This window comes from Mesorhizobium sp. M1E.F.Ca.ET.041.01.1.1, assembly GCF_003997355.1.
Classification (GTDB): domain Bacteria; phylum Pseudomonadota; class Alphaproteobacteria; order Rhizobiales; family Rhizobiaceae; genus Mesorhizobium.
The window spans coordinates 1-3535 of the sequence record NZ_RZSL01000599.1 but is presented as its reverse complement, the minus strand read 5'-3'; the positions used below and the strand labels follow the sequence as shown (position 1 = coordinate 3535).

Below are 3535 nucleotides of genomic sequence, written 5' to 3'. Positions count from 1 at the left end.
GCAGCGAGCCGGTGACGATCTCGGGAAAGCAGCTTTCCGAGACCGCGACCGTCTTGCCCGGCAGCCACTCCAGAGTGCCGTGCGCGCCGACATGGACGATGGCGTGCACGCCGAGCGATTTCCGCAGCCAGAGGCCGAAGGCGATCAATTCGCGGCGGGGAGGGAGAGTGGGGTCGTGATAGTCGGCGCGGCGGTCGGCCGAGCGGCCGCGATCAGGGGCCAGCGCTACGGTGATGTTGCCGAAGGTCGCGGCGCGGAAGGGGAAGTGGGTGTCGGGGCTTGTCTGCGAAGGTCGGCGTTCTGTCGCGCCCCCCTCTGTCCTGCCGGACATCTCCCCCTCAAGGAGGGAGATTAGCAGTGCCGCCGGCAGCGCTTCTTTTCCAGCTGTTGCGATTGGCGAAAGCGGCGATGAGGGCTCAATCTCCCCCCTAGAGGGGGAGATGTCCGGCAGGACAGAGGGGGGCGCATTGACGTGAGCTTCGTGGCTAGCTCCCCATGCCGCCCCGACAGCGTTACGCGCGACTTCTGGCAACTCGGTCGAGAACGCGAGGTAGTCCTCGAAGGCGAGACCTTGCCCGCCCATCTCCAGCGCATCCAGCAACGCGCGCGGCGATTGTGGAATCCTGTCAACCGCATAGCCCTGTTCCTTCAGGTCATGCAGCATGGCGAGCACGCTGGACGGCACGTCCAAGCCAACCGCGTAGCCAGTCCGCCCCGGCGCGCTCGGATAGTCGGGGATCAGGATCGCCAGCTTGCGCTTGGCCCGCTGCGTCCGTTGCAAGCGAATGAACGCGGCGATGCGCTTGGCGACCTGCTCGACGCGGTTCAGTTCCGGCCGGTTGGCGAAGGCGCGGAAGGCCAGCGCCGGGTCGGTCTCAACCGCGCCCTTGAACGAGATCGCGCCGGCCAGGATACGGCCGTCGAGTTCTGGCAGCACGACATGCATGGCGAGGTCTGCTGACGCCAGGCCGCGCTGGTTCTTCTCCCAGACCTCGCGCCTCGTCGTGGCGACGATGACCTGGAAGACCGGCACGCCGGCGCGGTCGAAAAGTGTTTCGGCGCCGGGTTCCGCGCCGGAGGCAAAGGCGGTGGCGGTGATGATGGCGGCCGGGTTCAGTGAGGCGAGGGCGGTTTCGACGAAATCCAGCGAGGCTCTATCCTTGAGGCTGGACACGAAGATCGGCGCGGGCGCCATGCCTTGCAGCCGCAATGCTTCCGCGAGGGCATCTATCGGCGCTATGTCGGCGGCAAGTAGCATGGAGCGATAGAAGAGGATGGGGATGATGGACGCGGCGTTTCCCTCCCCCTCGAGGGGAGGGTGGCCCGCAGGGCCGGGAGGGGTCGGGACGACTGGGCTTAACGTCTCTTCCTGTGGTCGTTCTTCATGGTGCCGGCGCGTGTCGCGGAGGACCCCACCCCCGGCCTGCGGCCGGACCCTCCCCTCAAGGGGGAGGGGGACCACGCCGCGACCGGGCTCGTAATAACCCGCCTTCGGCACGCTGACCGGTTCGGCCGCCGCGGCATCCGATCCGGCAAGCCGCGCCAGCCTTTGCACCAGCGCGCGCATATTGGCCGGGCCGCCCTCGCGGAAATAGCCGAGCAAGGCGTCCAACTCGGCGCGCGGCAGCGTCGAGCCCTCGATTAGCCGCTGATCCTCGTCATGGCTTTCGCCGGGCAGCAGCGCGAGCTTGATGCCGCGCTCGCGCGCCACCGTCGCGAGCTGATCGCAGCCATAGCGCCACCAGTCGTAGCCGCCGAGGATGCGGACCAGAACGACCTTGGCATGACGGGCGACGCTGTCGATCCAGAGGTCGACCGACATCGGGTGGCGGAGGTCGCGAAGTGCTGCGAGCCGCATCGACGGCAGGTGTTCCGCGTCCGCTTTCCACGCAGCGGCCAGGCCGGCGAGGTCGCTGTCGGTGAAGGACAGCGCCACGACATCCGCAGGCGTCTGCCTGAGATCGATCGGCTCGGCGAGATCGTCGAGCGAGGCGGATGTCGTGGTGAGGATATGCATCGCTTTTCGTGCTTGCCTCAGCCGGCGAGGATACGTTCGACCGCCGGGCGATTGAGCCCCTTGAGGCCGATGACGACGAGCCGCGAGCGGCGGTCGTCCTCGGCGGTCCAGGCGCGATCGTAATAGTGGTTGACGCGCGGGCCGACGGCCTGCAGCAGAAGCCGCATCGGCTTGCCGCCAACCTCGACGAAGCCTTTGACGCGCAGCACGTTTTCCTGCTCGGCCGCAAGGGCGACGCGCTTCGCCAGCTCGTCCGGATGCGAGATCGACGGGATATCGATGACGAAGGAATCAAAATCGTCGTGCTCATGTTCGAGCTCGTCGTCGTGGTGCGTCTTGCGGTTTTCGATGTCGTCCTCGACGGCAAGGCCGAGGCCGAGCAACACCGACGGATCGACCTTGCCGTGCGTGGTCGGCACGACTTTCACGGCCCGCGCCACATGCTCGCCGATGACGGCGTTGGCGCGCTGCGAGCCGGCCGCGTCCATCAGGTCGCTCTTCGACAGGATGATCAGGTCGGCGCAGGCGATCTGGTCCTCGAACACCTCCTCGACCGGATCGTCATGGTCGAGCGAGTCGTCGGCGGCGCGCTGCGCCTGCAGGGCGTCCATGTCGGAGGCGACGCGGCCATCGGCCAGCGCCGGGCCATCGACCACGGCGATGACGCCATCGACGGTGACGCGGCTCTTCACGCTAGGCCACTGAAAGGCTTGCACCAGCGGCTTCGGCAGAGCGAGGCCCGAGGTTTCGATCAGGATGTGGTCGACCTTGGGGTTAAGCGACAGGATCTGGTCGAGCGCCGGGACGAAGTCGTCGGCGACGGTGCAGCAGATGCAGCCATTGGCGAGCTCGACGATGTTTTCCTCGGGACAGGTGTCGATGCCGCAGCCTTTCAGGATCTCGCCGTCGATGCCGACATCACCGAATTCGTTGACGATGATCGCCAGTCGCTTGCCTTTGGCGTTTTCGAGCAGGTTGCGGATCAGCGTCGTCTTGCCGGCGCCGAGGAAGCCGGTGACGACGGTGCAGGGAACACGGGAGACGGAGGCGTTCATGGTCAGTCCTTCAGGAGGTCGAGAGGAGGGATGCGGGCGACAAGGCCGCGCTTGAGGGAATCGGGCCGGCCGCGCCAGGGGATAAGGCCGTCGGTCGCGGTGGCGAAGAGTTTTGCGCCGGCGACGAGGTCGGCGCCGCTGGCGGTTTCCAGGTCGCCGAAGACGTAGCTCCAGCAGCCGTCGCGCAGGAGCGCTGCGCTCAGGCGGCGCTTGCAATTGCCTAGGCATTCGACGGTGCGGATGCGGATGTTTTCGTCCGATGCGGCGCGTCGCGTGTCTTCGGCAAGCAGGGCGCCGGCGCGCGGATGCGCGTCCGAGCCGGTCTCGTCGCGGCAGGACGAGCAGACGATGACGGTGACTCCGGCCAATGCGTCGTCGGGCTCGGACGAAAAATCCGCGATATTGGCTGGAAAACTGCCGTTGCGATCCAAAACCAGGCTCCTTGCCCGGAAAACCCGCCGGG

3 protein-coding genes are annotated in these 3535 nt (G+C 66.9%); all 3 read right to left on the bottom strand.

Annotation, left to right across the window (positions count from 1 at the left end):
• The coding region (locus tag EOA38_RS30950) for a cobaltochelatase subunit CobN (RefSeq protein ID WP_189435032.1) at window positions 1-2017 on the bottom strand (2017 nt) is incomplete at its 3' end.
• Window positions 2018-2034: 17 nt separating this feature from the next.
• On the bottom strand, window positions 2035-3072 hold the full coding sequence (gene cobW, locus EOA38_RS30945; RefSeq protein WP_127301012.1) for a cobalamin biosynthesis protein CobW: 1038 nt from the start codon (window positions 3070-3072) through the stop codon (window positions 2035-2037).
• Between the two features lie 2 nt (window positions 3073-3074).
• A complete protein-coding gene (locus tag EOA38_RS30940) occupies window positions 3075-3503 on the bottom strand; it encodes a DUF1636 family protein (RefSeq protein ID WP_127301011.1) in 429 nt (142 codons plus the stop codon).
• Window positions 3504-3535: the final 32 nt, after the last annotated feature.

Coding starts and splice junctions, on each gene's coding strand:
- cobW (WP_127301012.1), bottom strand. CDS start 3,072: ATGAACGCCTCCGTCTCCCGTGTTCCCTGCACCGTCGTCACCGGCTTC.